Source organism: Methylomonas sp. 11b (assembly GCF_000515215.1).
Classification (GTDB): Bacteria; Pseudomonadota; Gammaproteobacteria; order Methylococcales; family Methylomonadaceae; genus Methylomonas.
Window position 1 is genome coordinate 5,097,717 of sequence record NZ_KI911557.1, and the last position, 22,326, is coordinate 5,120,042.

A 22,326-nucleotide genomic window follows, 5' to 3' on the forward strand; every position below is an offset into this window, starting at 1 on the left:
GGTAGGCCGGTAGCTGTATATATTGTCTAGCGCCGCGCCACTCTTCATCCGAACTCTTTGAATCCAATCCCCGGAGCAGAATCATGAACAAACATTTACAACAAGTTAGAGATTTTCACCGGAAATTCGCTATCAAGCAGCCCGACGATGGCGAAATCGGGCATTTGTCCGACATGGATATTGTGATGCGCCAAGCCTTATTGCTGGATTGCGGTAGCGAGACATTTAAAGCCATTGCCAGCGGTGACCTGATCAAAATTTTGGCTGGGCTGGTGGATTTATCCTTTAATGCGCTGGCGGCCATCGCGTGCAGGGGTGACGAGGTGGTAAGCGTGTCCGCCAACTGGCGGCAAGATGGTTCGGTACTGTCAGTGATGCGGGTGCTGTCCGAGAAAATCAACCTGTGTACTTCCGGCGAGACCGTGCATTATTCGGGCTTATATGCAATCTGCGCGCATTTATCCCAGCGTTTTGTGAATGCCGATTTCGATGAAGCTTTTCAAATCGTGTATCAACAGTTGATGAGTGGGCGCGGCAGCGAGCGTTTGGATTTAAGTCCGGCACTATTCGAATAACTGCGAGTTTCACTATGGCAGAACAACGTTACACGCTGGGCTTCGTCGGCATAGGCCTGATGGGGCAACCGCTAAGCCTGCGGCTTCTGGAGGCCGGTTTTCAGGTCAATGTCTGGAATCGCACGGTTGCCAAATTGGATGTGGTGGCTGGTGCGGGTGCTAAGGTCTGCGGCAGTGTCGGTGAATTGGTAAAAGCCTCCGATGTGGTGATTTTGTGCCTGGCCGACACCATGGCCGTTGAAGCGGTGGTGACGGAACAAATTATTGTTAACGGCGCTGCCGATAAATTGTTAATAGATTTGTCCAGCATCCATCCGGAAGCCACCCGGAGTATCGCGGCGACATTGCAGGCCGCGTGCGGCATGCGCTGGGTGGACGCGCCGGTATCCGGAGGTACGGCCGGGGCAGAGCAGGGTAGTTTGGCGATTATGGCTGGTGGTGCTGAACCGGATATTGAAATTGCCAGAGAAGTATTGCGACCGCTGTATAGCCGTTTGACGCATATGGGGCCAATTGGCAGTGGTCAGACCACTAAAATCTGCAATCAGATGATCGTCAGTTGCAATGTGCTAGTCATAGCAGAAATGATGGCGCTGGCAAAAGCCGCCGGTGTCGACGCCGCAAAAATTCCCGAAGCGCTGGCCGGTGGCTTTGCCGATTCCAAGCCACTGCAAATCGTCGGACCGGAAATGGCCGATAAGCGTTTCGAACCGGTAAAGTGGCGCGTGAAAACTTTATTGAAAGATTTAAATATGGCCGTCGATTTAGCCGGCAAACAGGGTAGTGCGATACCTATGTCGGGCTTGGCTGCGCAACTAATGCAATTGCACGGCAGTGGCGGCTTTTTGGAGCAAGATCCCGCGACGCTCATCAAACTGTACGCCCAAGACTGATGCTGCGCTTTACCGCCAATCTGAGTTTATTGTTTACTGAACTGCCGTTGCCGGAACGGTTTCAGGCGGCTAAACAGTGCGGTTTCGATGCAGTGGAAATCCAGTTTCCCTACTCGCTACCCGCCGAACAAATCTGCGATATATTGGATCAGCAGGATTTGCAGTTGGTGTTGTTCAATGTCGATGCCGATACTTTGCTGCAAGGTGGCGAGGGTTTGGCGGCGGTTCCGGAAAAACGCGATCAATTTAAAGCCGCGGTAGAGCAGACGCTGACTTATACCGAACGATTAAAGCCCTACGTTATTAACGTGTTACCGGGTCGTTGTTTGGACCCACAACGCTTGGGCGAATATCAAACGACTTTGCTGGAAAATCTGGCTTACGCCGCTTCAGCTTTTGCCGATTTGGGTATCAAAATCGTATTCGAAGCCGTCAATAGCTATGACATGCCTGGCTTTATTTTCGACACCAGTCAGAAGATGCTGGATGCGCTAAAGCAAATCGATCATCCGAACTTATTCATACAATACGACATTTATCACATGAGCCGAATGGGCGAAGATTGTGCCGGATTTTTACGTCAACATTTGGATAAGATCGGCCATATTCAGTTTGCCGATTGCCCAGGCCGCGCTCAGCCGGGCACCGGCGCCGTGGATTTCGATAGCCTGTTCAACATTATCGCGACGTCGGACTATCAAGGTTGGGTTGGGGCCGAGTACCGGCCGACCGCTGGCACCGTTGCCAGTTTGCCTTGGTTGAAAACCTACTCGATAAAATAATCGGGCGGTATAATCGCTTGGTCTTACTCACCTGTTGATTACTATGTCCAAACATAATTTCACGATACATCACGCCAGTTTGATCGTCTCCGATACCGAGCAATCGCTGCTTTTTTACCGCGATGTGTTGGGAATGGAGCAGACTGAGCGGCCGAATCTGCCGTTTCCCGGTGCCTGGTTGCAAATCGGCGCCCAGCAAATTCATTTGCTGGAATTGGATAATCCCGATCCAACAACCGGCAGGCCGGCGCATGGCGGTCGTGATCGGCATGTGGCGATGCATATCGATTCGGTTGATGCTTTGCGCGAAGATCTGGAGCGGACCGGTACGGCTTATACGGTGAGTATTTCCGGCCGCAAGGCGCTGTTTTGCCGCGACCGTGACGGCAATGCGCTGGAGTTTATTGAGCGGCCTTGATGCCCATGTTCGGACGGCTTTTTTATGGCGGACTACTGATAGGCAGCCTGGCGATGCTGCTGTTTGTGCTAGGGTTTGTCTGTTTGCAGTTTGGTTTGGCTTTGTTGATGGGTTTGTTTTATCTGTTAGCCAGTAAAGTGATGTTATTGGCTTTGGTTTTGTTGGCTTTGCTTGGTCTGATGATGTTATTTAAGGCGGTTTGCCGCGAACTGCGCGGGTATTTCAGCCGCGAATCGGCGGCGGTGCGGCAACTATTGTCTTTACAGGTTCGCCAGCAAGATCTGGCGCGGCGCAAGTCTGCCGAATGCCGACAATTAAGTTATTGGCACAGATTCAAGCGGCAACGCCTGCTGGTAGCCGATAACCGCAAACAGGCCTGGGCCTTATCTGTGGCAATTAGCCATGAATTGCAAGCGGTGCGGGCGCAACTGCCGGCCGCTCGATATAAAAATCTGCGTAAATCCTTGCGCACGTATCGTAAACAAGCCGATTCCGCGGCGATGCTGGCTTTACGCCAACAGCTCCATGTCGCCGATTAGTCGCTGGCTGGGTGACGCACTGGCGTTTTTGCGGCGCAGTCGCGACGACAATCTGCAATGGCATTTATCCAGGCACGAAGATGTCGCCGAACTGCGGCAAACCAAGGCGCTGGCGGAACAGGCTTTGGTGGCGCAACTGAAAAAACAGTCGCAGCAATTGGCTCATGAGTTGGCCGTCAACAAAGCCCGCAACAGCAACGAGCTGGCGATGGTGAAAACCCAATGTCAGCAAGATTTAAGAGACTATCAGCAATATCTGCAATCACTGGATAAGCTGAAGGAGTCTTTGCGCAGTAGTTATGCCCATCTACCGGAAGCAGTGGCGTTCACGATCCACCATCACGCCAAGCAGTTATTGAATCGAATGTGGGATGCCCAAGAGCCGCAGGAAAAAATGAAAATTGAAATGCAATTGTTGCAGTTCATGACAGCGGTACATGAAGACAGTCAGAGGTCTTTGCAAGGCGAGAGCAAAGACGGTTTGCCGCAGCGGGCACTGGCTTTTATCGATGCCGATTTGGCGGATTAGATCGGCTGGAAATAGCCTTCGATGTCTCTGACCATTTTCTTGTTCAGCGCAAACATCACTACGTGATCACCTTCCGCGAATACGGTGTCGTGATGCACCGGAATCACTTCCTTTTCGCGAATCAGCGCCCCTAATATCACGCCGTCCGGTAAGTTGACCTGATCTACCCGCAAGCCAACCACGGAGCTGGAATTCTTGCTGCGGTGAGCAATGGCTTCAATTGCTTCCGCACTCCCGCCACATACCGAGCTGACGCCGACCACGTCGCCTTTACGCACGTGTTTGAGGATGCCGCCCAAGGTTTCCAGTTTTGGTTGAATCGCCAGATCGATTTCGGTGCCGTCCAATAATTTCAGGTAGGAATTGTTGTTGATCAGGCAGATGGCTTTTTTGGCGCCGAGTTTTTTCGCCAGACCGGCGGCAATCAGGTTGATGCCGTCATTATTGGTAATCGCGCAGAACAAATCGATGTCTTCGATCATTTCTTCTTGCAGTAGCGATTCGTCGGTACAGTCGCCGTGTAGAATTAAGGTGTTACGCAAATCGTTGGAGATTTCCCGCGCTCGCTCAATGTCTTGCTCGATGACTTTGACGTGGTAGTTTTTTTCCAAGGCAATTGCCAGCCGCTTGCCGACGTGGCCGCCGCCGGCCAGCATAATGGTTTTGATCGGCGATTCCAGTTTATGCAGATCCACCAAGGTTTTACGGACCTTATCGCGGGGGCAGACAAAGAATACTTCGTCGCCGGTGGCGATCACCGCCTCGCCGTTTACCGCGATGGCTTTACCGTCGCGGAAAATCGCGGCGACCCGGATCATGCTGTCGGCCAGTTTTTCTTTCACGGCATGGATGCGTTTACCGGTCAGAAAGCCGGTCGGCACCACGCGAATCGAGAACAGCCTGACCAAGCCGTCGGCAAACTCCGACACATGCAGCGCGCCGGGGTATTTGATCAGATTATGAATGGATTCGGTGACCACCTGCTCAGGGCTGATGACAATATCAATACCGCCCGGCGCAAATAATTCCGGGTGGTTTAGAAAGTCGATGGCGCGCACCCGGGCGATGGTTTTGGGTTTGCTGTACAGGGTGTTAATCACCTGACAGGCCAGCATATTGGTCTCGTCGCGGTCGGTAACCGCAATCACCATGTCGGCGTCCTGAATACCGGCTTGTTCCAGCACGCTGGGATGGGCAGCGTTACCTTCGACGGTGGCTATATCCAGGCGGCCCTTCAATGCGGTGAGCAATTGGGCATTTTTATCGATAACGACAATATCGTTTTCTTCACTGGCCAATGCGCCGGCAACCGAAGAGCCGGTAACGCCGGCACCGAGAATCACTATTTTCATAAGTTTTTAAAGCCAGTAATGATGTCGAATGCTTGTCGCCACAAGGGCCGAAGCCGGCGAATTATACGCTGATCGATAGGCTTGTCCATGTTCCAGCGAGCGCGCAGACTTTGCTTTGATGGAAATCGCCCAATTGTGGAGTTAGGCTGCGGCTGCAAAGCAAAAATCGCGTTTTAAATGGCCGATAGCGGTATTTAAATAGCCGATTTACAAAAACCGGCTGGTCAATCGTCCTAGCTTGCCGGGCTTGTTTTCTGGTCACAGCTGCCCCATACCGTTTATAATCGCAAACTTTGGTTCACTCTCACTCTGGAAATATCATGCTGGGTAAGCTGGTTAAATTGGTAGTTGGCAGCCGCAACGACAGGCTGGTCAAGAAGAAACGCAAGTTAGTCAAGAAAGTCAACGCGCTGGCCGCCGAATACGAAAAATTATCCGATGCGGCGTTACAAGCCAAGACGCAGGAATTTCGCGACCGCCTGGCCCAAGGCGAAGACTTAGACAATTTACTCCCAGAAGCCTTTGCCGCCGTGCGGGAAGCCTCGACCCGCGTATTTGGCATGCGGCATTTCGACGTGCAGTTGATCGGCGGTATGGTCTTGCATAGCGGCAAGATAGCCGAGATGAAAACCGGTGAGGGTAAAACCCTGATGGCCACTCTGGCCGCCTATTTGAATGCCTTGCCGGGTAAAGGCGTACATGTCGTTACCGTCAATGATTACTTGGCCCGCCGCGACGCGGAATGGATGGGCAAACTATACGGTTTCCTGGGCTTGACCACCGGAGTCATCGTCAGCGATTTAACCCACGAGCAACGCCAGGTTGCCTATGCGGCGGATATTACTTACGGCACCAACAACGAATTTGGTTTCGATTATCTGCGTGACAACATGGCCTTCAGCCTGGAACAAAAAGTCCAGCGAGATCTGAATTTTGCCATCGTCGACGAGGTTGACTCGATTCTGATCGACGAAGCCAGAACGCCGTTGATCATCTCCGGCCAGGCGGAAGGCAGTACCGATATTTACCTGAAGACCAATCAAATCATTCCTTACCTGACCAAACAGGAAAAAGCCGACGATCCGGAGAAACAGGATCAAATGCCCGGTGATTATGCGGTGGACGAAAAGTCCCGGCAGATTCATTTAACCGAAGCCGGTTACGAACATGTGGAACGCTTGTTGGCGGAGCACGGCTTGATAGCCGACGGCTCGACCTTATACGAAGCCGCGAATATCCGCTTGATGCACTACCTGAATGCGTCTTTGCGGGCGCATGTGCTGTTCCAGAAGGATGTGGATTATGTGGTCAAGGATGGCCAAGTTATTATAGTCGACGAGTTTACCGGCCGAATGATGAGCGGTCGGCGCTGGTCCGAGGGTTTGCATCAAGCGATGGAAGCCAAGGAAAACGTGACCATTCAAAACGAAAACCAAACGCTGGCTTCGATTACCTTCCAGAATTATTTCCGGCTTTACAACAAGTTGTCGGGTATGACCGGTACTGCGGATACCGAAGCGTTTGAGTTGAACAAAATCTACGGTCTGGAAGTGGTGGTTATTCCTACCCACAGACCGATGATACGCAAAGACAAAGGCGATTTGGTTTATCTTTCGGCGCGGGAAAAATACAACGCCGTCATCGAAGATATCAAGGATTGCGTGCAGCGCGGCCAGCCGGTCTTGGTCGGTACGACGTCGATAGAAAACTCTGAATTGATTTCCCGGATGCTGCAACAACAAAACATCCGCCATGAAGTCTTGAATGCCAAACAGCACGAGCGCGAAGCGCACATTATCGAAAATGCCGGTATGCCGGGCGCTGTCACCATCGCTACCAATATGGCCGGTCGCGGTACCGACATCGTGCTGGGTGGTAATCTGAATGCCGAACTGGCAGCCTTGGGTCCGGATGCCAGCGAAGCCGATAAAGAGCGAGTACGCGCTGCTTGGCTGGAAAGACATGAAAAAGTGTTGGCTAGCGGTGGTCTGCATGTGATCGGTTCGGAACGCCACGAATCGCGGCGGATCGACAACCAATTGCGTGGCCGTTCCGGTCGGCAGGGCGACCCCGGCTCCACACGGTTTTATTTGTCTCTCGAAGACGACTTGATGAGGATTTTCGCGTCCGAACGGGTAGCCAGCTTGATGCAAAAACTGGGTATGGAAGAAGGTGAAGCTATCGAGCATCCTTGGGTGACGCGTTCCATCGAAAGCGCGCAACGCAAGGTGGAGAATCGTAACTTCGATATTCGCAAAGAAATTCTGGCTTACGACGACGTCGCCAACGATCAACGTAAGGTTATTTACGCGCAGCGCAATGAATTGATGGCTGCCGAAGACATCAACGACATTATCAACGCGATTCGTGCCGACGTACTGAACGACGTCATCACCGAATACATCCCGCCGAAAACCATGGAAGAGCAATGGGATGTGCGTGGTTTGGAAACGCATTTGCAGCAAGAGTTTAATCTGCAGATGCCGTTAATGGAAATGCTGGAGAGCGACCGTACACTGAACGAACCGAAATTGCGCCAGTTGATCATCGAAAAAGCCGAACAAGAAAGTCGTGCCCGTGAAGAGGCCGTAGGCGTGCAAGTGCTGCGGCATTTCGAGAAATCGGTCATGTTGCAAGTGCTGGATAATAGCTGGAAAGAACATTTGGCGGCGATGGACCAATTGCGCCAAGGTATTCATTTCAGAGGCTATGCGCAAAAAGATCCCAAGCAGGAGTACAAGCGCGAGTCGTTCCAAATGTTTACCGGCCTGTTGACGCATATCAAACAGGAAGTGGTAGGCATACTCGCCAAAGTGCAGGTGGCGCGTGAAGAGGATGTTCAAGCTATCGACGAACAACGCCAAGCACCGCTGGAAATGCATTACGAACACGCGGAAGCTCACTCCATTTTTGAAGAAGAGCCGGCGGCACAAGCAGCTCAGTCTGACTCAGACTCGGAGAGCGCGGAGCAGCCTTTTGTCAGACTCGGCAGCAAAGTGGGCCGTAACGACCCATGCCCTTGTGGTTCGGGTAAAAAGTACAAGCAATGCCACGGCAAATTGAACTAATGTTTAACCGCGACGCTTCAAACCGGGCGTCGCGGCTGCCCGACAATTCGATTTAGAGGGCCTTTCTGCATCGCTTTCAGCCTTGCACAATCAAGCGGCCCACGGCTTTTAATTTTCACTGTCCTCAAGGGTAAGCACTATGCCGCATAGAGTCTTTAATAAGAGTAATCCCGCCGCCGATATTACCAAGCTCCCCAAGTTGGGCATGGAAAAAAAGCATTTCATCGCCGATTTCAAACACTATTACAGTCATCGTCTCGGGCGCGATCAAAACTGCCGTTCTCCGCATTACGCCTACGAGGCCTTGTCCTTGGCGATCAGCGACCGTCTGGTCGAACGCTGGAAAAAAACCTACAACGTCTATCGGGACTCCGACTGTAAAAAAGCCTTCTATCTGTCGATGGAGTTTTTGATGGGGCGCTCGCTGAGCAACGCCATGTTGAATCTCGGGGTTGACGATATCGTGACGCAAGCACTTTACGATTTGGGTTTGGAAGCTGAGGAACTCATCGAAAGCGAACCGGATGCCGGTTTAGGTAACGGTGGTCTGGGACGCTTGGCCGCGTGTTTCATCGACAGTTGCGCCACCTTGCAATTGCCGGTCACCGGCTACGGTTTGCGTTACGAATACGGTATGTTTTCGCAACAAATCGTCAACGGCGAGCAAGTCGAAAAACCGGATCATTGGTTGCGGATGGGCAATGTTTGGGAAATCGAGCGTCCTGAGTACATGCACCGCATCAAGTTTGGCGGCCACACGCAAACGCACATCGACGAAAAAGGCAACAAGCGCACCAGCTGGCTGGATACCCATGACGTGATTGCCATGCCTTACGACACGCCGGTGCCAGGGTATAAAAACGGCACGGTCAATACCTTGCGCTTGTGGAAAGCCATCGCCACGGAAGAGTTCAATTTACAAGAGTTCAATGCTGGCGATTATGCCGAAGCGGTGGCCGAGAAAAACACCGCCGAAAATATTACGATGGTGTTGTATCCCAACGACGCGAACGAAAACGGCAAAGCCTTGCGCCTGCAACAACAATATCTGTTGGCGTCCGCCAGTTTGCAGGACGTCATCGCTAACTGGGTGGGTCGCCACGGTAATAATTTCAGTAAATTTGCCGAAAAAAACTGTTTTCAGCTCAACGATACCCATCCCAGCATCGCGGTGGCCGAGCTAATGCGCTTGCTGATGGATATTCACGGTCTGCCTTGGAAAGAAGCCTGGCACATCACTCGGCACACGATGGCCTACACCAATCATACCTTGTTGCCCGAGGCCTTGGAAAAATGGTCGGTCAATCTGATGCAGCATTTGCTGCCGCGCTTGATGGAAATTATTTTTGAAATCAACGCGCATTTCATGGCGGAAGTGTCCGCGCGTTGGCCAGGCGACAATCCACGTATGGCGCGGATGTCCATCATCGAAGAAGGTCATCAAAAACAGGTGCGGATGGCATTTTTGGCCATCGTCGGTAGTTTTTCGGTCAACGGTGTCGCCGAATTGCATTCCAAGTTGTTGCAGGAGGGCTTGTTTAAAGACTTTTTCGAGCTCTGGCCGCAAAAATTTAATAACAAAACTAACGGTGTGACCCCCAGACGCTGGCTGGCCGGTTGTAATCCGGAATTGGCCGAGTTTATCACCGCAACTATTGGTGATGGCTGGATTACCGACCTTTCTCAGCTGTCCAAATTAGCGCCTTACGCCGAAGACGCCGCGTTCAGGCAAAAATGGTACGACTTAAATCGGGCCAGCAAACAGCGTCTTGTTGATTACAAAAAAGAAGAACACGACATTGAGATCAATGTCGATGCCTTGTTCGATGTGCAGGTTAAACGCATCCATGAATACAAACGGCAAATTTTGAATGTGCTGCATGTGATTCATCTTTATGATCGGATAAAACGCGGCGATACGCAAAACTGGGTGGATCGTTGCGTCTTGATCGGCGGCAAGGCCGCGCCCGGCTATGTGATGGCGAAAAAAATCATCAAGCTGATAAACAATGTCGGCAATGTCATTAATGAAGATCCGGAAGTAGGCAACAAGCTGAGATTGGTGTTTATGCCCAATTACTGCGTGTCGGCGATGGAGAAAATCTGTCCGGGCGCGGATTTGTCGGAACAAATTTCGACTGCCGGTAAGGAAGCGTCCGGTACCGGTAACATGAAATTTATGATGAACGGCGCGCTGACCATCGGTACGTTGGACGGTGCCAACATCGAAATTCGTGAAGAGGTCGGTGCCGACAATTTCTTCCTGTTCGGCTTGACCGAAACCGAAGTGGAGGCGCTCCGGCCGCATTACGATCCGCAATGGTTCATCAATCAGGACAGCGATTTGCAAGGCGTGATGCGCTTGCTGGAATGCGGACATTTCAATCAGTTCGAGCCGGGCATTTTCGACGACATCATTGCCTCGATTAAAAGTCCGCACGATCCGTGGATGACTATCGCTGATTTCCGCAGTTATCTGGAAGCGCAAAAGCGCGTCGAGCAAACTTGGCGTGATCAAGAGCGCTGGACCAAAATGAGTATTCTGAATACAGCGGCCAGCGGTAAGTTTTCCACCGATAGAACGATTAGCGAATACAACCGCGAGATTTGGAAACTGTCGCCGGTGGACGTGGAAAAATACTAAAGCAATGCTGGATATTGTCTTGTTCGAGCCGGAAATACCGGCCAATACCGGCAATATCATCCGTTTATGCGCTAATACCGGTGCGCATCTGCATTTAATCCAGCCTCTGGGGTTTGACTTGGACGACAAACGTCTGCGTCGCGCCGGGCTGGATTATCATGAATGGGTGAACATCCGCCAGTACGGTTCCTTGCACGATTACGTCGAAAAAGCCAAGCCGCAGCGTTTATTTGCATTAACCACCAAAGGTCACACCGGTTACAGTGAGGTACGATATAAAGCTGGAGATGCCTTGTTATTCGGTCCGGAAACCCGCGGCTTACCAACCGCCTTTCTGAATCAACATCCGGCCGCGTTGCAGCTGTATTTGCCGATGCGTAAGGAAAGCCGCAGTCTTAATCTATCCAATACCGTTGCCATAGTGCTGTACGAAGCCTGGAAGCAATTGAATTTTGTGGATGCGGCTCGTTGACTTAGTGACGGTTCAGCGGGTTGGTTTTCAGCGCCCGCAGCAACGTTTAAATTTCTTGCCGCTGCCGCACGCACAAGGCGCATTCCGGCCGGTGTCCGTGCTTATCGCGACTTTGCCCGCGGCTTTGATGACGCCGTCCAGATAGAGCCAGCGCGAATCCGTCTTAACGAAACGACTGATTTCGTGCATGAAATAGTCTTCGCCGTCCTGTCGGTAAAAAGCCTTAAACTCGACCATGCCTTTGCTGTCGTGCGTACCGCCTTTCTTAGTGTCGACTATAACGAGTTTTTGCCACTGCGCGGTTTCCTTGGAAAAATCGATTGCTGCGGGGCGTTTGCTTGTTTCCCAAGTATTTAATAAATAGTCCACGTTGCGTTGGGCATAAGCGCTGAAACGCGAGCGCATCAAGGCTTCTGCCGTTGGCGGGAAGTGTTCGCAGCTGTGATAGCGGCCGCAGCACTCCAGATAATGCAGGCCGGAGCCGCATAAACAAGTTTCGGTGTTGTCGGTGATTGTCGTCATAGCAGCTGATTTTACCGAAGTAGATAAGCCAAAAGCCAATCTTCGCCGCTATCATGACGGATCACGTCTGCTGAGTGACCGGGCCAATACATCATAGGTTGCCGGGCTTGCTATGATAAATCTCAATACTTTGACGCTTTACGATGAGCGCATTTTCAGGAGGCTGCATTGAAAGTCGCATTAAATACACAGATTTTTCTCGGTGCCGTGTTTGGCGTCCTGCTGGGATTAGGGTTCGCCAAGCTTGGACCGGAAGCAGCCCTTACAAAACAGGGTATCTACGTTTGCGGTCTCTTCAGTAACTTATTCATGGACTTGCTGAAAATGGTATTGGTGCCTTTGGTATTTACCTCTATAGCGGTCGGTGTCGCCAATTTGCGCATGCACAGCCAACTGCACCGGGTTTGGATGTCTACGCTGGGATTTTTCGCAGTGTCCATGGTCTTGGCCATTTTGTTGGGCTTGGGCGCGGCCAATTGGTTCGAGCCGGGTAAGGGCCTGAATCTGGACCTGTTTCAGAATGCCGGCCAGGGTTTTGCCGCCAAGCAGATGACGTTTGCCGAATTCATCGCCAGTTTTTTACACGGCTTGTTTGTCAATCCGTTCGCGGCGCTGGCGCAAGCCAACGTGCTGGCGATCGTGATGTTTGCGTTGTTGCTGGGCATAGCTTTGGTAGTTGGCGGGGACCGTTATCGAAACATATTGCTGTTAATGCAGGAATGCTTGGAATTGATGTTGCGCTTGGTCGGCTGGATCATGCGGCTGGCGCCGTTCGGCATCATGGCACTACTGGCACAGTTGCTAGCGACGCAGAACATGGCTTTGTTAAGCAGCCTAGCCGAGTTTGTAGCGGTTGTGGTGGGCTCGACATTGCTGCATGGCTTCGTCGTGTTGCCGCTATTGTTATTTCTAGTTACCAAAATCACGCCGTTAAAGTTTTTTCGCGGTTCTCGGGAAGCATTGATGACCGCGTTTGCCACCAGTTCCAGCTCGGCGACCTTGCCGGTCACCTTGCGCTGTGTTGAACAGCATCTGCATGTCAAACCCAGTATTGCCGGGTTTGTGGTGCCGTTGGGTGCAACCGTCAACATGGATGGCACCGCGCTTTACGAAGCGGCTGCCGCGCTATTTGTGGCTAATTTGGCGGGTATTGAGTTGGATTTGGCTCAGCAATTGATCGTGTTTTTTACCACGATGATCGCCGCCATCGGCGCGCCGGGTATTCCCAGCGCCGGCATGGTGACCATGATAATGGTGTTGCAGTCGGTAGGTTTGCCGGCCGAAGCCATTGCCATATTGTTACCCATAGACCGCTTACTCGATACCGTGCGGACCATGGTAAATGTCGAGGGCGATATGGTGGGCAGTTTGGTGGTACAACGCCTCAGCGAACGCTAATCGGCTGCGGCGGATATTCTGAAATGTTCATGAATGTATTACTTGATTGCGGCCGCTTTGCTTGGCTTTATACAGGGCGTTATCGGCGCGGACGATAAAGCTTTCCGGATTGTCGCCCGGTTGCAATCTGGCAACGCCGATCGACAAGGTGATTTTACCCAGTGACTGGTTATCGTTTTTGCGCTGCAAGCGGCTGGTCTCCATCGCGTTGCGAATATTTTCGGATATTTCTACCGCCTTTTCGTGGCTGGTATTGGGCATGATAATCGCCAGTTCCTCGCCTCCGTAACGCGCCACATGATGATGATCTTCAGCGTGTTTCTTCATTAAAGAGGCCACATATTTAATGACATTGTCGCCGATGGTGTGGCCGTATGTGTCGTTAATGCGTTTGAAATGGTCTATATCCAGCATCGACAGGCAAGCGGTATTGGGTGCGGATTGTTCGATAATTTCCGCCAAGGTCATGTCGAACGCGCGCCGATTCAATAGGCCAGTTAAGCCGTCGGTAGTGGCGATTTGCCTTGCTTGTGTAAGCTCTGCACGTAGTTGTTCCATTTCACGGTTAGCATCGGTCAGCTTGGCCTGCATGGCCTGACTGGTGATTGCCAGGGCTTTTGTTTCCTGAATGATTTCCTGCAAGACGATTTTCAATCCGTCGGACGCGGAGAAATTCTCCAAGATGACAGATTTTTTCTGGAAGCTATCGTTGGTTTGTTCGGCCTTGTTATAAGTTTCGTTGATCGCGCTAGTGGCTTGTTCGATAACTTTGTGCAGTTGTCGGTTGATTTGCTCAAAAGATTCCAAAGATGCATTACAAATGTGTGATTTGTAAAGCTCCACGCTGTTGTCATAATCGAAGGCTTGGTTTTCTGCGAGCAACAAGTCAACGGCTTTGTTTAAGGTCGGGTTATCACCGGCTACATAGTCGTACCAAATGGCGTAATTGATGGGATTGGCCGCCACATTATGCCGCACCAGCAGCGGCAGGATTTGTTTTAGATAACCGGCGTTAATGCTCGGTGAGAAATCGTAAATCGGTATGTAAGTGGTGCCTTTACTCATCAGATTTTTGTCGATAAACGTATAAGGGTTTAAGTATTGCTCGCGCCGGGATTATTAACCCTGTCACTGCTTTCGATTGTTCCGTTTCGTTGCGCTTGGTTTAGCGCTTAGTAGAACGTGTCTCCGGTGACTTGGATGTGCCTCGCCAAATTTGGCTTGAAACATAATTGACCATCCAGGCTTTCATCTTTCGTAGTCATAAGCCTACATAAAAGTAACTTAAAACCGGGATTTTTCAATACATCCGGAAAATAAGCTTACACGGACAGCGTTTGCGGTTTGCGTACAGGGGATGGTTTTTTGGGTGGTGAGCATAACTTTGTATAGAAATAGTTTGCTCGTACTGGCTTGCTGTCCGGAGAATGCAAACTGTTGGCAACTGCACGCGTGGCAAGAGTATTTGCATCGCAAAGTTAACAAAACATTTTGCAGCAGCTCGAGTTTTGGATAAAATGCGCGGCCTTTAGTCGGGTGCTTAGCTCAGCTGGGAGAGCATCGCCCTTACAAGGCGAGGGTCGGGGGTTCGAACCCCTCAGCACCCACCAGGCTATCCGAGGTAAAAAGTAAAATCTCCCACGATTCTATTCGGTAATCCCAAGCTTGCTATTCAATAATCCGTAGGCAAGCGCGACGCCAGTTCGTCCCAACGGATGACAATGTCCGGCAAGATGCCAACCTGGTTTTCGCCTTCCAATTGATACATTTGCGGCTTGCCAAATTCCCCATCTGCCAAGCTGTATATCGTTAATACCCGATCAACGGGATGAACCAGCCAGTACTCACGCACACCGTGGCGTTCGTAGAGCTGGCGTTTTTTGATTTGGTCATGACCGGCGGTAGAGGGCGACAATACTTCCACGACCCAGTCCGGCGCACCGCGCACGCCGCGTTTATCGAGTTTATTGCCATCGCATACCACCAACACATCGGGTTGTACGACCGTATCGATAGATTCGTCGGCTTCCTGATCTTTGGGTAAACGTACATCGACCGGTGCGATAAACGCACGGCAAGATTTGCCCTGCAGCGCTTGCCGAGTTTGGAAATAAATCTCCCCCGCCACGTCCTGATGCGGTAAATCCGGCGCGGGTGACATCAAATAAGCATCGCCGTCTATTAATTCGTAACGCACATCGTCCGGCCAGTTTAGATAGTCGCCGTAAGTGTGGGATTCCCGATCTTTCAATGCCAAAGCCATTGTCTTAACTCCCGGTTTGCCTTGCTGCTAGAACGCATTCGATATTTTATCCAGATGCGGCAGCGATGCGAGACATTTCAGATAAAAAACGTTTGAGCCAAAAAGATGGCACTGGCTTGAAGGCCAACTCCAATGCAACCAAAGCGCACCGCACAATCTATTCGTAGCTACTTTAAAGCTAGCCGTTCAGCGAGTGGGTGCAACTGCTGATAATCAAGTTCGATACCAAACTGTTCGCTCAGCAAATCGCTTAGATGCGCCCGGCTTTTGATTGTATGACTGATTTGCTCACCCGCTTGGTATCGCGAAAAATTGGTATTAAATAATTGCACCCAGCCCTCGGCGGTATTGCGGCAGATCAACAGATTTTGTGCCAGTAGTGATTGATCCCAGGTTGTGCACACCAAGTTAGCCGCGTCCAGGTCGCAGCGTTGTACCTTAGCGCGGTCGAAACTATATAACGCGAACCAATCGCCGTTTTGCAGTCGCTCTAGCACGGTTTCTCCCGATGCCGTTTCCTGGCGCAACCGAAACTGATTGCCGTCCTGGCTTTGCGCCTGCTCGGTACTCAGGCGTAGCGGCCGATAATGGCTAGGCCCGCCGAAGCCGGCATCGACCAGCCAAGAGTCGCCTTCAGCTTCCACGATAAACGCTAAATGCAGGCGCGGTCCACCTTCATTACGCCCCATCCGCACTCTGGCCATAATCGGCTGATAACTGAATCCCAACTCAGACAGCGCCTGTCCAAATAATCCGTTCAATTCGAAACAGTAACCGCCGCGTCGATTGGCGACGATCTTTTTCATCAACGCCGCTGTTTCCAAATCAGGTATCAAGCCCAGCAGCGGATTGATGTTTTCAAACGGAATAGCGCTCAGTTGCGCTTGCTGTAATTGGCTTAGGCCGGCGAGGGTGGCCTCCGGTTTGGCTATGCCGATGCGGCTTAGGTAAGCGTTAAAGTCAAAACTCATGGATCAATTTTGGATGTTAAAACTATCGGTAAAGAGCGCCAGTTTTGCGGCGATAGGATATCGGGGCGAGAAAGATAGCAGATTCTGGTAAACGGTTTCAAACCCCCAGCTCGACTGCCGTATCCTTGATGCCAAGCTTGGCAACGGCTATCGGTAATTTAGACCGGCACTGCCGAGGTTGAGATATAGCCCGTTTCCGCCCTCTTGAATCGATGGTTTATGCGAGTCACCGGAATTGATGTCGTGAATCCTGGTTGTGAATGGATCAATGGGTAGCTCTGTCAAATCGTGGGGCGGGTAGATTGAAACTTGTCCGACGGTGTTGCTGGTCCGCCATTCCCCAAGCCAAAACCTCCAATTTGACGATGCCACCGGCTTGTATGATCGGGTAGTAAGCTATTTTCCCGGCGCATAGTTGTCTATGGACTTCTGTGGTCATCACAAGCCCGCTCACAATGTCGAAACCCTTAAAAATGGGTTCGCCCCAGATGTTTGCCTGGGTAACGGGCGCTTCTGGATATTTAGGCGAAATTGCCTAGAACCCTAAAAAATTACCGGCTGAGTCAAGGCTCACGCATTCATGCTGGCTCATCTCGGGCATGTGCCAGCATGCCAAAAATACTATGCAATAGCTGGCTATCGTAAAAAATCGATTTGCTGTTTTCACAACAGTGATCTTATGGCCGGGCTATCTAAAGCGAAATTAAAATTAAATGCCGCCGCTAACTCCTTGAGTTAAAAAAACAAAGCCGCAAACGGGGTTATTTAGTAAAAATTTCCCGCTGACAACACAATATGTTGTGCTAGAATTTTCACATAGACACTATATGCAGTATGTCGCCAGGCTGTAGTGTTTTTCGGTTTTAACCCAATAAACATCAATATCTTAGCCGTGCCGGAGTGCTGAGATAGGCCAATAACCATTCAACTAGAAAAGGGAATCCACGAATGACCGCAAAACTTCATGTTGTGACGCAAGACACCACCGAAATCCCGCTACAAAGTGCTTCCCTGGATATTTGGGACAGTAAATATCGCTTAAAAACCAAGGACGGCAAAGCGATTGACGAAACCATAGACGAAACCTACAAGCGCGTCGCCAAAGCCCTGTCTAGCGTGGAGAAAACCAAGGCGCTGCAAGAAAAACACTATAAAGAATTTCTGTGGGCCTTGCGTAAAGGCGTTATTCCGGCAGGCCGCATCGTCTCCAACGCCGGCGCGCTGGAACACAAACCGGCTACCTCCACCATCAATTGCACCGTGTCCGGCATCATCGAAGATTCGATGGACGACATTCTGCACAAGGTCCACGAAGCCGGTCTGACCCTGAAAGCCGGCTGCGGTATAGGCTATGAATTTTCTACGTTAAGACCCCGCGATGCATATGTGTCCGGTGCCGGTGCGTACACCTCCGGTCCGCTGTCGTTTATGGATATTTACGACAAGATGTGTTTTACCGTATCGTCCGCCGGTGGCCGTCGTGGTGCGCAAATGGCCACCTTCGACGTAGCACATCCTGACGTGGTGGACTTTATTCGCGCCAAACGCGAAGACGGCCGCTTGCGCCAGTTCAACTTGTCGCTGCTGATTACCAGCGAATTCGTCGAAGCCGTTAAAAACAACGGTCAATGGCCGCTGTCCTTTCCGGTTACCGAGCGCGAAGCCAATGTCGACAAACTGGATCTGACCGATACCGACAAAATCGTCTGGCGTGATCTGCCCAATAAAAAAGGTTATGTGGTCAACGAGGCCGGTCTGGTGGCGTGCCGCATTACCAAAGTCATGCCGGCCCGCCGTTTGTGGGACATCATTATGTCCTCCACTTACGACTATGCCGAACCAGGATTTATCTTGATCGACAAGGTCAACGAAATGAACAATAACTGGTTTTGCGAGCACATCCGCGCTACCAACCCCTGCGGCGAACAACCGCTGCCGCCTTACGGCAGTTGCCTGTTGGGCTCGATCAACCTGACCCGTTTCATCGACAAACCCTTCACCAAAGAGGCCCGTTTCGATTGGGAAGGCTACCGCAAAACCATCCGCATCTTTACCCGCATGCTGGATAACGTGGTCGAGATCAACGGCTTGCCGCTGGAAAAACAACGTGAAGAAATCGTCGGCAAACGCCGCCACGGCATGGGCTATTTGGGCTTGGGTTCTACTATTACCATCCTGGGTATGAAATACGGCGATGAAGAATCGCTGGAATTTACCGAACAAGTCACCAAAGAGTTGGCTTTGGAAGGCTGGAAAGCCGGCCTGGAACTGGCGAAAGAAAAAGGCCCGGCACCTATCATGGACCAGCTATTCACCGTCACCGGCGAAATGCTGCACAAACGCCCGGAAATGCAAGCCGACGGCTACAAACTGGGTGACCAAGTCCCAGGTCGTGTATTGCACGCCAAATACAGCCGCTACATGCAAAAAGTCGCGCAGGAACTGCCGGAATTGGTCGCGGAACTGGCGGAAGTGGGATGCCGCTTTACCCATCACAGCTCGATTGCGCCGACCGGCACCATCTCACTGTCTTTGGCGAATAACGCCAGCAATGGCATCGAGCCCAGCTTTGCGCATCATTATTCACGTAACGTGATCCGCGAAGGCAAAAAATCCAAAGAAAAAATCGACGTATTTTCCTTTGAATTACTGGCTTACCGCCATCTGGTCAACCCGGATGCGATGCCGTATAGCGAAGACCCAAACCAACAATTACCGGCTTATTTTATTGCCGCCGACGATGTGACGCCGAAACAGCATGTGGATATCCAGGCTGCCGCGCAACGCTGGATTGATTCGTCCATTTCCAAAACCGCCAACGTGCCGACCGATTATCCGTACGAAGACTTTAAGTCCATCTACGAATATGCCTACGACCAGGGCCTGAAAGGCTGTACCACCTTCCGCTTCAACCCGGAAGTGTTCCAGGGCGTGTTGGTGAAAGAATCCGATTTGGAAAACACCACCTACCAGTTCACGTTGGAAGACGGCCATGTGGTGGAATTTAAAGGCAACGAAGACGTGGAATACGACGGTGAAATCCATACCGCCGCCAACTTGTTCGATGCCTTGAAAGAAGGCTATTACGGCAAGTTTTGATAATCAAAATACGTAGGTTGGGTTTACCCGCAGGGCATAAAAGCCTAGCGTAACCCAACATTTGGCCTTGATGAGTGTTGGGTTACGGCTGGCGCCTTTTACACCCTTTGGGTGAACCCAACCTACACAGAATATGAGATACCCCCATGACCCTACACAAAATCAACAAAAAAATCGTCGGCTACAAAGTGCTGACCAAAGAAAATCTGGAAGCAGCTGCGCAGGCGGAAGCCGAAGTGGCAAAACCTTCGCTGGAAGAAATGCACGAAAATCTGGCGCGCCCGGAGATGCTGCTGGGTTCCACCTATAAGATCAAAACCCCGCAGTCTGAGCACGCCCTGTACATCACCATCAACGACATCATCCTGAATGAGGGCACGGTTCATCAGGAGCGCCGGCCTTACGAAATCTTCATCAACTCCAAAAACATGGAGCATTTTCAATGGGTACTGGCGCTGACCCGCTTGATTTCGGCAGTGTTTCGTAAAGGCGGCGACGCCACCTTTTTGGTGGAAGAAATGAAGGCGGTATTTGACCCACAGGGCGGCTATTTCAAAAAAGGCGGTGTCTTTATGCCGTCTCTGGTCGCCGAGATCGGCCACGCCATCGAATCGCACATGAAACACATCGGCATGATCAAGCCGGACAAACTCAGCGATCATCACCAGCAATTACTGGATGAAAAGCGCCGGGAGTTTGAAGCTCAGCATGGGGCGTCGGAGGGGCAGGCGTTTCCGGAGAAAGCTGTGTTGTGCAATAAGTGCAGCACCAAGGCGATGGTGTTGATGGATGGGTGTATGACTTGTTTGAATTGTGGGGAGAGTAAGTGTGGGTGATATTTAATTCTTATGCGTAAGAATTTATTTTACTTTGTAAAACTTGGAATTATTGAATATGGCATTGGATTTATCGGATACTCTGGTCGTTGGAATAACTGCAACAGCGTTGTTTGACTTAAGTGACGCTGATAAAGTATTTAGAGCAAAGTTTGATGAGGATAAAGATACAGCAATCTCCGAGTATCGTAACTACATGCTTCAGAAAGAGAATGACCCATCTTGAAGATGGAACAGCAATGCCATTGGTTAAAGCACTACTGGAGTTAAACAAATTCAAAAATGAAGGTGATACAAGTCCTCTTGTTGAAGTTGTTGTTATGTCACGCAATAGCCCAGAAACAGGGGTAAGAGTATTTAACAATATTCGAAGACTTCAGTTGCCAATTTCGCGTCATGCATTTACAGGAGGGGAATCAGTCGTTGATTATCTTGACGCATACGATGTTGATTTGTTTCTTACTACTCATGCGAAAGATGCTCAGAGAGTAATTGATGCAAGAAGTTGTGCAGCGGCTATTTTGAAAGAACCTCCTAAAGATATTGAAAAAATACCTGAAGGCCAAGTACGAATTGCATTTGATGGAGATGCCGTTCTTTTTGACGATAGTAGTGAAATTGTTTATAAAGCCGATGGTCTTGGAGGATTTCATAAGAATGAAGACTCAAAAAAAGATATTCCAATGCAAGAAGGCCCCTATACATCGTTATTGAAGAAGTTATCTCGACTGCAAGAGCGACTTCCTTTTAGCGTCGAATACTCGCCAGTTAGGATTGCAATAGTTACAGCTCGAAATGCACCAGCTGAAATGCGAGTAATTAAAACATTAAGGCATTGGGGGGTATATGTAGATGAGGTATTTTTTCTTGGTGGTCTTGAGAAAGCCAAAGTATTGCGAGCATTTAAACCGCACATTTTCTTTGATGATCAGGACCTTCATTTGGAGCCTGCATCAAACTATATTCCAGCCGGTAAGGTTCCTTATAGCAGTGATTCTCCACTTAACCAATAGCATGGAGGTAGCCGGTTAGGGTGGGCACGGTTCTTGTGCCCGCCCGGGACCGCCGGTTTGCATCAACAATGATTTTCTGTTGCGAATCCTGATTTAATGCCGGTTCGCGAGCCAGCAGCCTTTCGCGTCGTCAAAAGAAAACATTGGCATTCAGCACATTTCAGCTGAGCGCTTACAATCAATCAATGAATCAGACGACAAGATATTTCAATATATCAACGGCCTTGGCATTGGTGTGGCTGGCGTGGGCGGTGTTGGGTGTTGTCGATGTGGCAGCGAAGGAAAAGTCTGCCGCGTCGGGAAAAAGGGCCACGCGTAATTTACCCGACATCGATACCACCGAGCCGGCAGCCATTGATGTGGAACAAGAGACTAATATATTTTTCAACGCGGCGGTGGCTAATTTATCGGCGAACTTTGGTTTGGCGGCCGGTTGGGACGTGGGTTTGAGTGTTCTGAACGCGCAGTTTGCGTCGACTACATCGCCGGCGGCGCCGTTCCAGCCGGATATTTTGTTTAACGTGGAAAAACACTGGACCACGGAAAACCTGCAAATCATTGTCGGCACGCAAAGCGGTATTGGCATCGTCCAACCCAATAACGTTTTTATGAGCCTGTCTTATCTGGAATATCAACGCCATCTGCCGGATTGGGATGTGGATATCGATACCGGCGTTTACTATGCCAACGCCGGTATAGCCAACCACGACAGTGTTGGTATGCACCTCAGCGCTGAAATTCCGTTGTGGGATGGGCTAAGGCTGAACGGCGATTATTGGTCTGGAAACAACGCCGTCGGTAGTAAAACCGTCAAGCTGATTTACCCGTTGGTCGGTAACTGGCGTTTAGTACTCGGTGCGCAATTTCCCAACCTCAATAGCGGTGATCAGATAATCGGTATCGTCGGGCTTTATTGGCAGACTATATAAATCAGGCCGGCAGGGTTTTTGTG

The 22,326-nt window shown here is 50.7% G+C and carries 20 protein-coding genes and 1 tRNA gene; 16 read left to right on the forward strand and 5 right to left on the reverse strand.

Translation table 11 applies throughout. The features are described from left to right. Positions 1 to 83: 83 nt before the first annotated feature. The 6 genes from METH11B_RS0124415 to METH11B_RS0124440 are packed head-to-tail and all read left to right on the forward strand — an operon-like array spanning position 84 to position 3,736. Positions 84 to 575, forward strand: a complete 492-nt coding sequence (locus METH11B_RS0124415; protein WP_026604290.1) for a nucleoside triphosphate pyrophosphohydrolase family protein — start codon at positions 84 to 86, stop codon at positions 573 to 575. A gap of 14 nt (positions 576 to 589) precedes the next feature. Then, the gene (locus tag METH11B_RS0124420) at positions 590 to 1,468 is read left to right on the forward strand and encodes an NAD(P)-dependent oxidoreductase (protein ID WP_026604291.1); all 879 of its coding nucleotides are present in this window, start codon (positions 590 to 592) and stop codon (positions 1,466 to 1,468) included. Beyond that, on the forward strand, positions 1,468 to 2,250 hold the full coding sequence (locus tag METH11B_RS0124425) for a hydroxypyruvate isomerase family protein (protein WP_026604292.1): 783 nt from the start codon (positions 1,468 to 1,470) through the stop codon (positions 2,248 to 2,250). The genes METH11B_RS0124420 and METH11B_RS0124425 overlap by 1 nt, the downstream gene beginning before the upstream one ends. Before the next feature lie 43 nt (positions 2,251 to 2,293). Then, positions 2,294 to 2,668: a VOC family protein gene (locus METH11B_RS0124430; protein ID WP_020485730.1), complete on the forward strand. Its 375-nt coding sequence runs from the start codon at positions 2,294 to 2,296 to the stop codon at positions 2,666 to 2,668. Further along, on the forward strand, positions 2,668 to 3,207 hold the full coding sequence (locus METH11B_RS0124435) for a hypothetical protein (protein WP_026604293.1): 540 nt from the start codon (positions 2,668 to 2,670) through the stop codon (positions 3,205 to 3,207). The genes METH11B_RS0124430 and METH11B_RS0124435 overlap by 1 nt, the downstream gene beginning before the upstream one ends. Continuing rightward, a complete protein-coding gene (locus tag METH11B_RS0124440; RefSeq protein WP_026604294.1) occupies positions 3,194 to 3,736 on the forward strand; it encodes a hypothetical protein in 543 nt (180 codons plus the stop codon). Before METH11B_RS0124435 ends, METH11B_RS0124440 begins: the two co-directional genes overlap by 14 nt. On the opposite strand, the gene trkA is transcribed toward METH11B_RS0124440, so the two are convergent. Next, a complete protein-coding gene (gene trkA / locus METH11B_RS0124445; protein WP_020485733.1) occupies positions 3,733 to 5,088 on the reverse strand; it encodes a Trk system potassium transporter TrkA in 1,356 nt (451 codons plus the stop codon). The two genes, METH11B_RS0124440 and trkA, sit on opposite strands and share 4 nt — an antisense overlap. 320 nt (positions 5,089 to 5,408) lie before the next feature. On the opposite strand from trkA, the gene secA reads away from it, so the two are divergent. The 3 genes from secA (at position 5,409) to trmL (ending at position 11,272) form a co-directional block, all read left to right on the forward strand. Then, positions 5,409 to 8,156 carry a preprotein translocase subunit SecA gene (gene secA, locus METH11B_RS0124450; protein WP_026604295.1) on the forward strand — a complete coding sequence of 916 codons (2,748 nt, stop codon included), beginning with the start codon at positions 5,409 to 5,411 and terminating at the stop codon, positions 8,154 to 8,156. Positions 8,157 to 8,295: 139 nt separating this feature from the next. Next, complete coding sequence (locus METH11B_RS0124455) at positions 8,296 to 10,800, forward strand: glycogen/starch/alpha-glucan phosphorylase (protein WP_020485735.1); 2,505 nt, start codon at positions 8,296 to 8,298, stop codon at positions 10,798 to 10,800. A 4-nt stretch (positions 10,801 to 10,804) separates the two neighbouring features. Further along, complete coding sequence (trmL, locus tag METH11B_RS0124460; protein ID WP_020485736.1) at positions 10,805 to 11,272, forward strand: tRNA (uridine(34)/cytosine(34)/5-carboxymethylaminomethyluridine(34)-2'-O)-methyltransferase TrmL; 468 nt, start codon at positions 10,805 to 10,807, stop codon at positions 11,270 to 11,272. A 27-nt stretch (positions 11,273 to 11,299) separates the two neighbouring features. Here the strand turns inward: trmL and METH11B_RS0124465 are convergent, their stop codons facing one another. Continuing rightward, positions 11,300 to 11,794: a YchJ family protein gene (locus tag METH11B_RS0124465; protein WP_026604297.1), complete on the reverse strand. Its 495-nt coding sequence runs from the start codon at positions 11,792 to 11,794 to the stop codon at positions 11,300 to 11,302. Between the two features lie 168 nt (positions 11,795 to 11,962). Here METH11B_RS0124465 and METH11B_RS0124470 point away from each other — a divergent pair, with 168 nt between their 5' ends. Next, complete coding sequence (locus METH11B_RS0124470; RefSeq protein WP_026604298.1) at positions 11,963 to 13,192, forward strand: dicarboxylate/amino acid:cation symporter; 1,230 nt, start codon at positions 11,963 to 11,965, stop codon at positions 13,190 to 13,192. 27 nt (positions 13,193 to 13,219) lie between these two features. On the opposite strand, the gene METH11B_RS0124475 is transcribed toward METH11B_RS0124470, so the two are convergent. Continuing rightward, positions 13,220 to 14,257 carry a GGDEF domain-containing protein gene (locus METH11B_RS0124475; RefSeq protein ID WP_020485739.1) on the reverse strand — a complete coding sequence of 346 codons (1,038 nt, stop codon included), beginning with the start codon at positions 14,255 to 14,257 and terminating at the stop codon, positions 13,220 to 13,222. Positions 14,258 to 14,726: 469 nt separating this feature from the next. Between METH11B_RS0124475 and METH11B_RS0124480 the strand changes: the two genes are divergently transcribed. Continuing rightward, positions 14,727 to 14,802: transfer RNA gene (locus tag METH11B_RS0124480), tRNA-Val, on the forward strand. A 62-nt stretch (positions 14,803 to 14,864) separates the two neighbouring features. Here the strand turns inward: METH11B_RS0124480 and METH11B_RS0124485 are convergent. Beyond that, on the reverse strand, positions 14,865 to 15,455 hold the full coding sequence (locus tag METH11B_RS0124485; RefSeq protein WP_026604299.1) for a Uma2 family endonuclease: 591 nt from the start codon (positions 15,453 to 15,455) through the stop codon (positions 14,865 to 14,867). Positions 15,456 to 15,622: 167 nt separating this feature from the next. Further along, positions 15,623 to 16,426, reverse strand: coding sequence for an arylamine N-acetyltransferase family protein (locus tag METH11B_RS0124495; RefSeq protein WP_026604300.1), 804 nt, complete (start codon positions 16,424 to 16,426; stop codon positions 15,623 to 15,625). 948 nt (positions 16,427 to 17,374) lie between these two features. Between METH11B_RS0124495 and METH11B_RS0124500 the strand changes: the two genes are divergently transcribed. From METH11B_RS0124500 to METH11B_RS0124520, 5 genes are all read left to right on the forward strand, one after another. Further along, positions 17,375 to 19,525 (forward strand): adenosylcobalamin-dependent ribonucleoside-diphosphate reductase, encoded by a 2,151-nt coding sequence (locus METH11B_RS0124500; RefSeq protein WP_026604301.1) that lies wholly within the window; start codon positions 17,375 to 17,377, stop codon positions 19,523 to 19,525. A gap of 146 nt (positions 19,526 to 19,671) precedes the next feature. After that, the gene (locus METH11B_RS0124505) at positions 19,672 to 20,361 is read left to right on the forward strand and encodes a TSCPD domain-containing protein (RefSeq protein ID WP_020481552.1); all 690 of its coding nucleotides are present in this window, start codon (positions 19,672 to 19,674) and stop codon (positions 20,359 to 20,361) included. A 58-nt stretch (positions 20,362 to 20,419) separates the two neighbouring features. After that, complete coding sequence (locus METH11B_RS29615; protein WP_197026995.1) at positions 20,420 to 20,587, forward strand: 5'-nucleotidase; 168 nt, start codon at positions 20,420 to 20,422, stop codon at positions 20,585 to 20,587. Then, complete coding sequence (locus METH11B_RS0124515; protein WP_026604302.1) at positions 20,574 to 21,374, forward strand: 5'-nucleotidase; 801 nt, start codon at positions 20,574 to 20,576, stop codon at positions 21,372 to 21,374. The genes METH11B_RS29615 and METH11B_RS0124515 overlap by 14 nt, the downstream gene beginning before the upstream one ends. Positions 21,375 to 21,559: 185 nt before the next feature. Then, the gene (locus tag METH11B_RS0124520; protein WP_026604303.1) at positions 21,560 to 22,303 is read left to right on the forward strand and encodes a hypothetical protein; all 744 of its coding nucleotides are present in this window, start codon (positions 21,560 to 21,562) and stop codon (positions 22,301 to 22,303) included. Positions 22,304 to 22,326 lie beyond the last annotated feature (23 nt).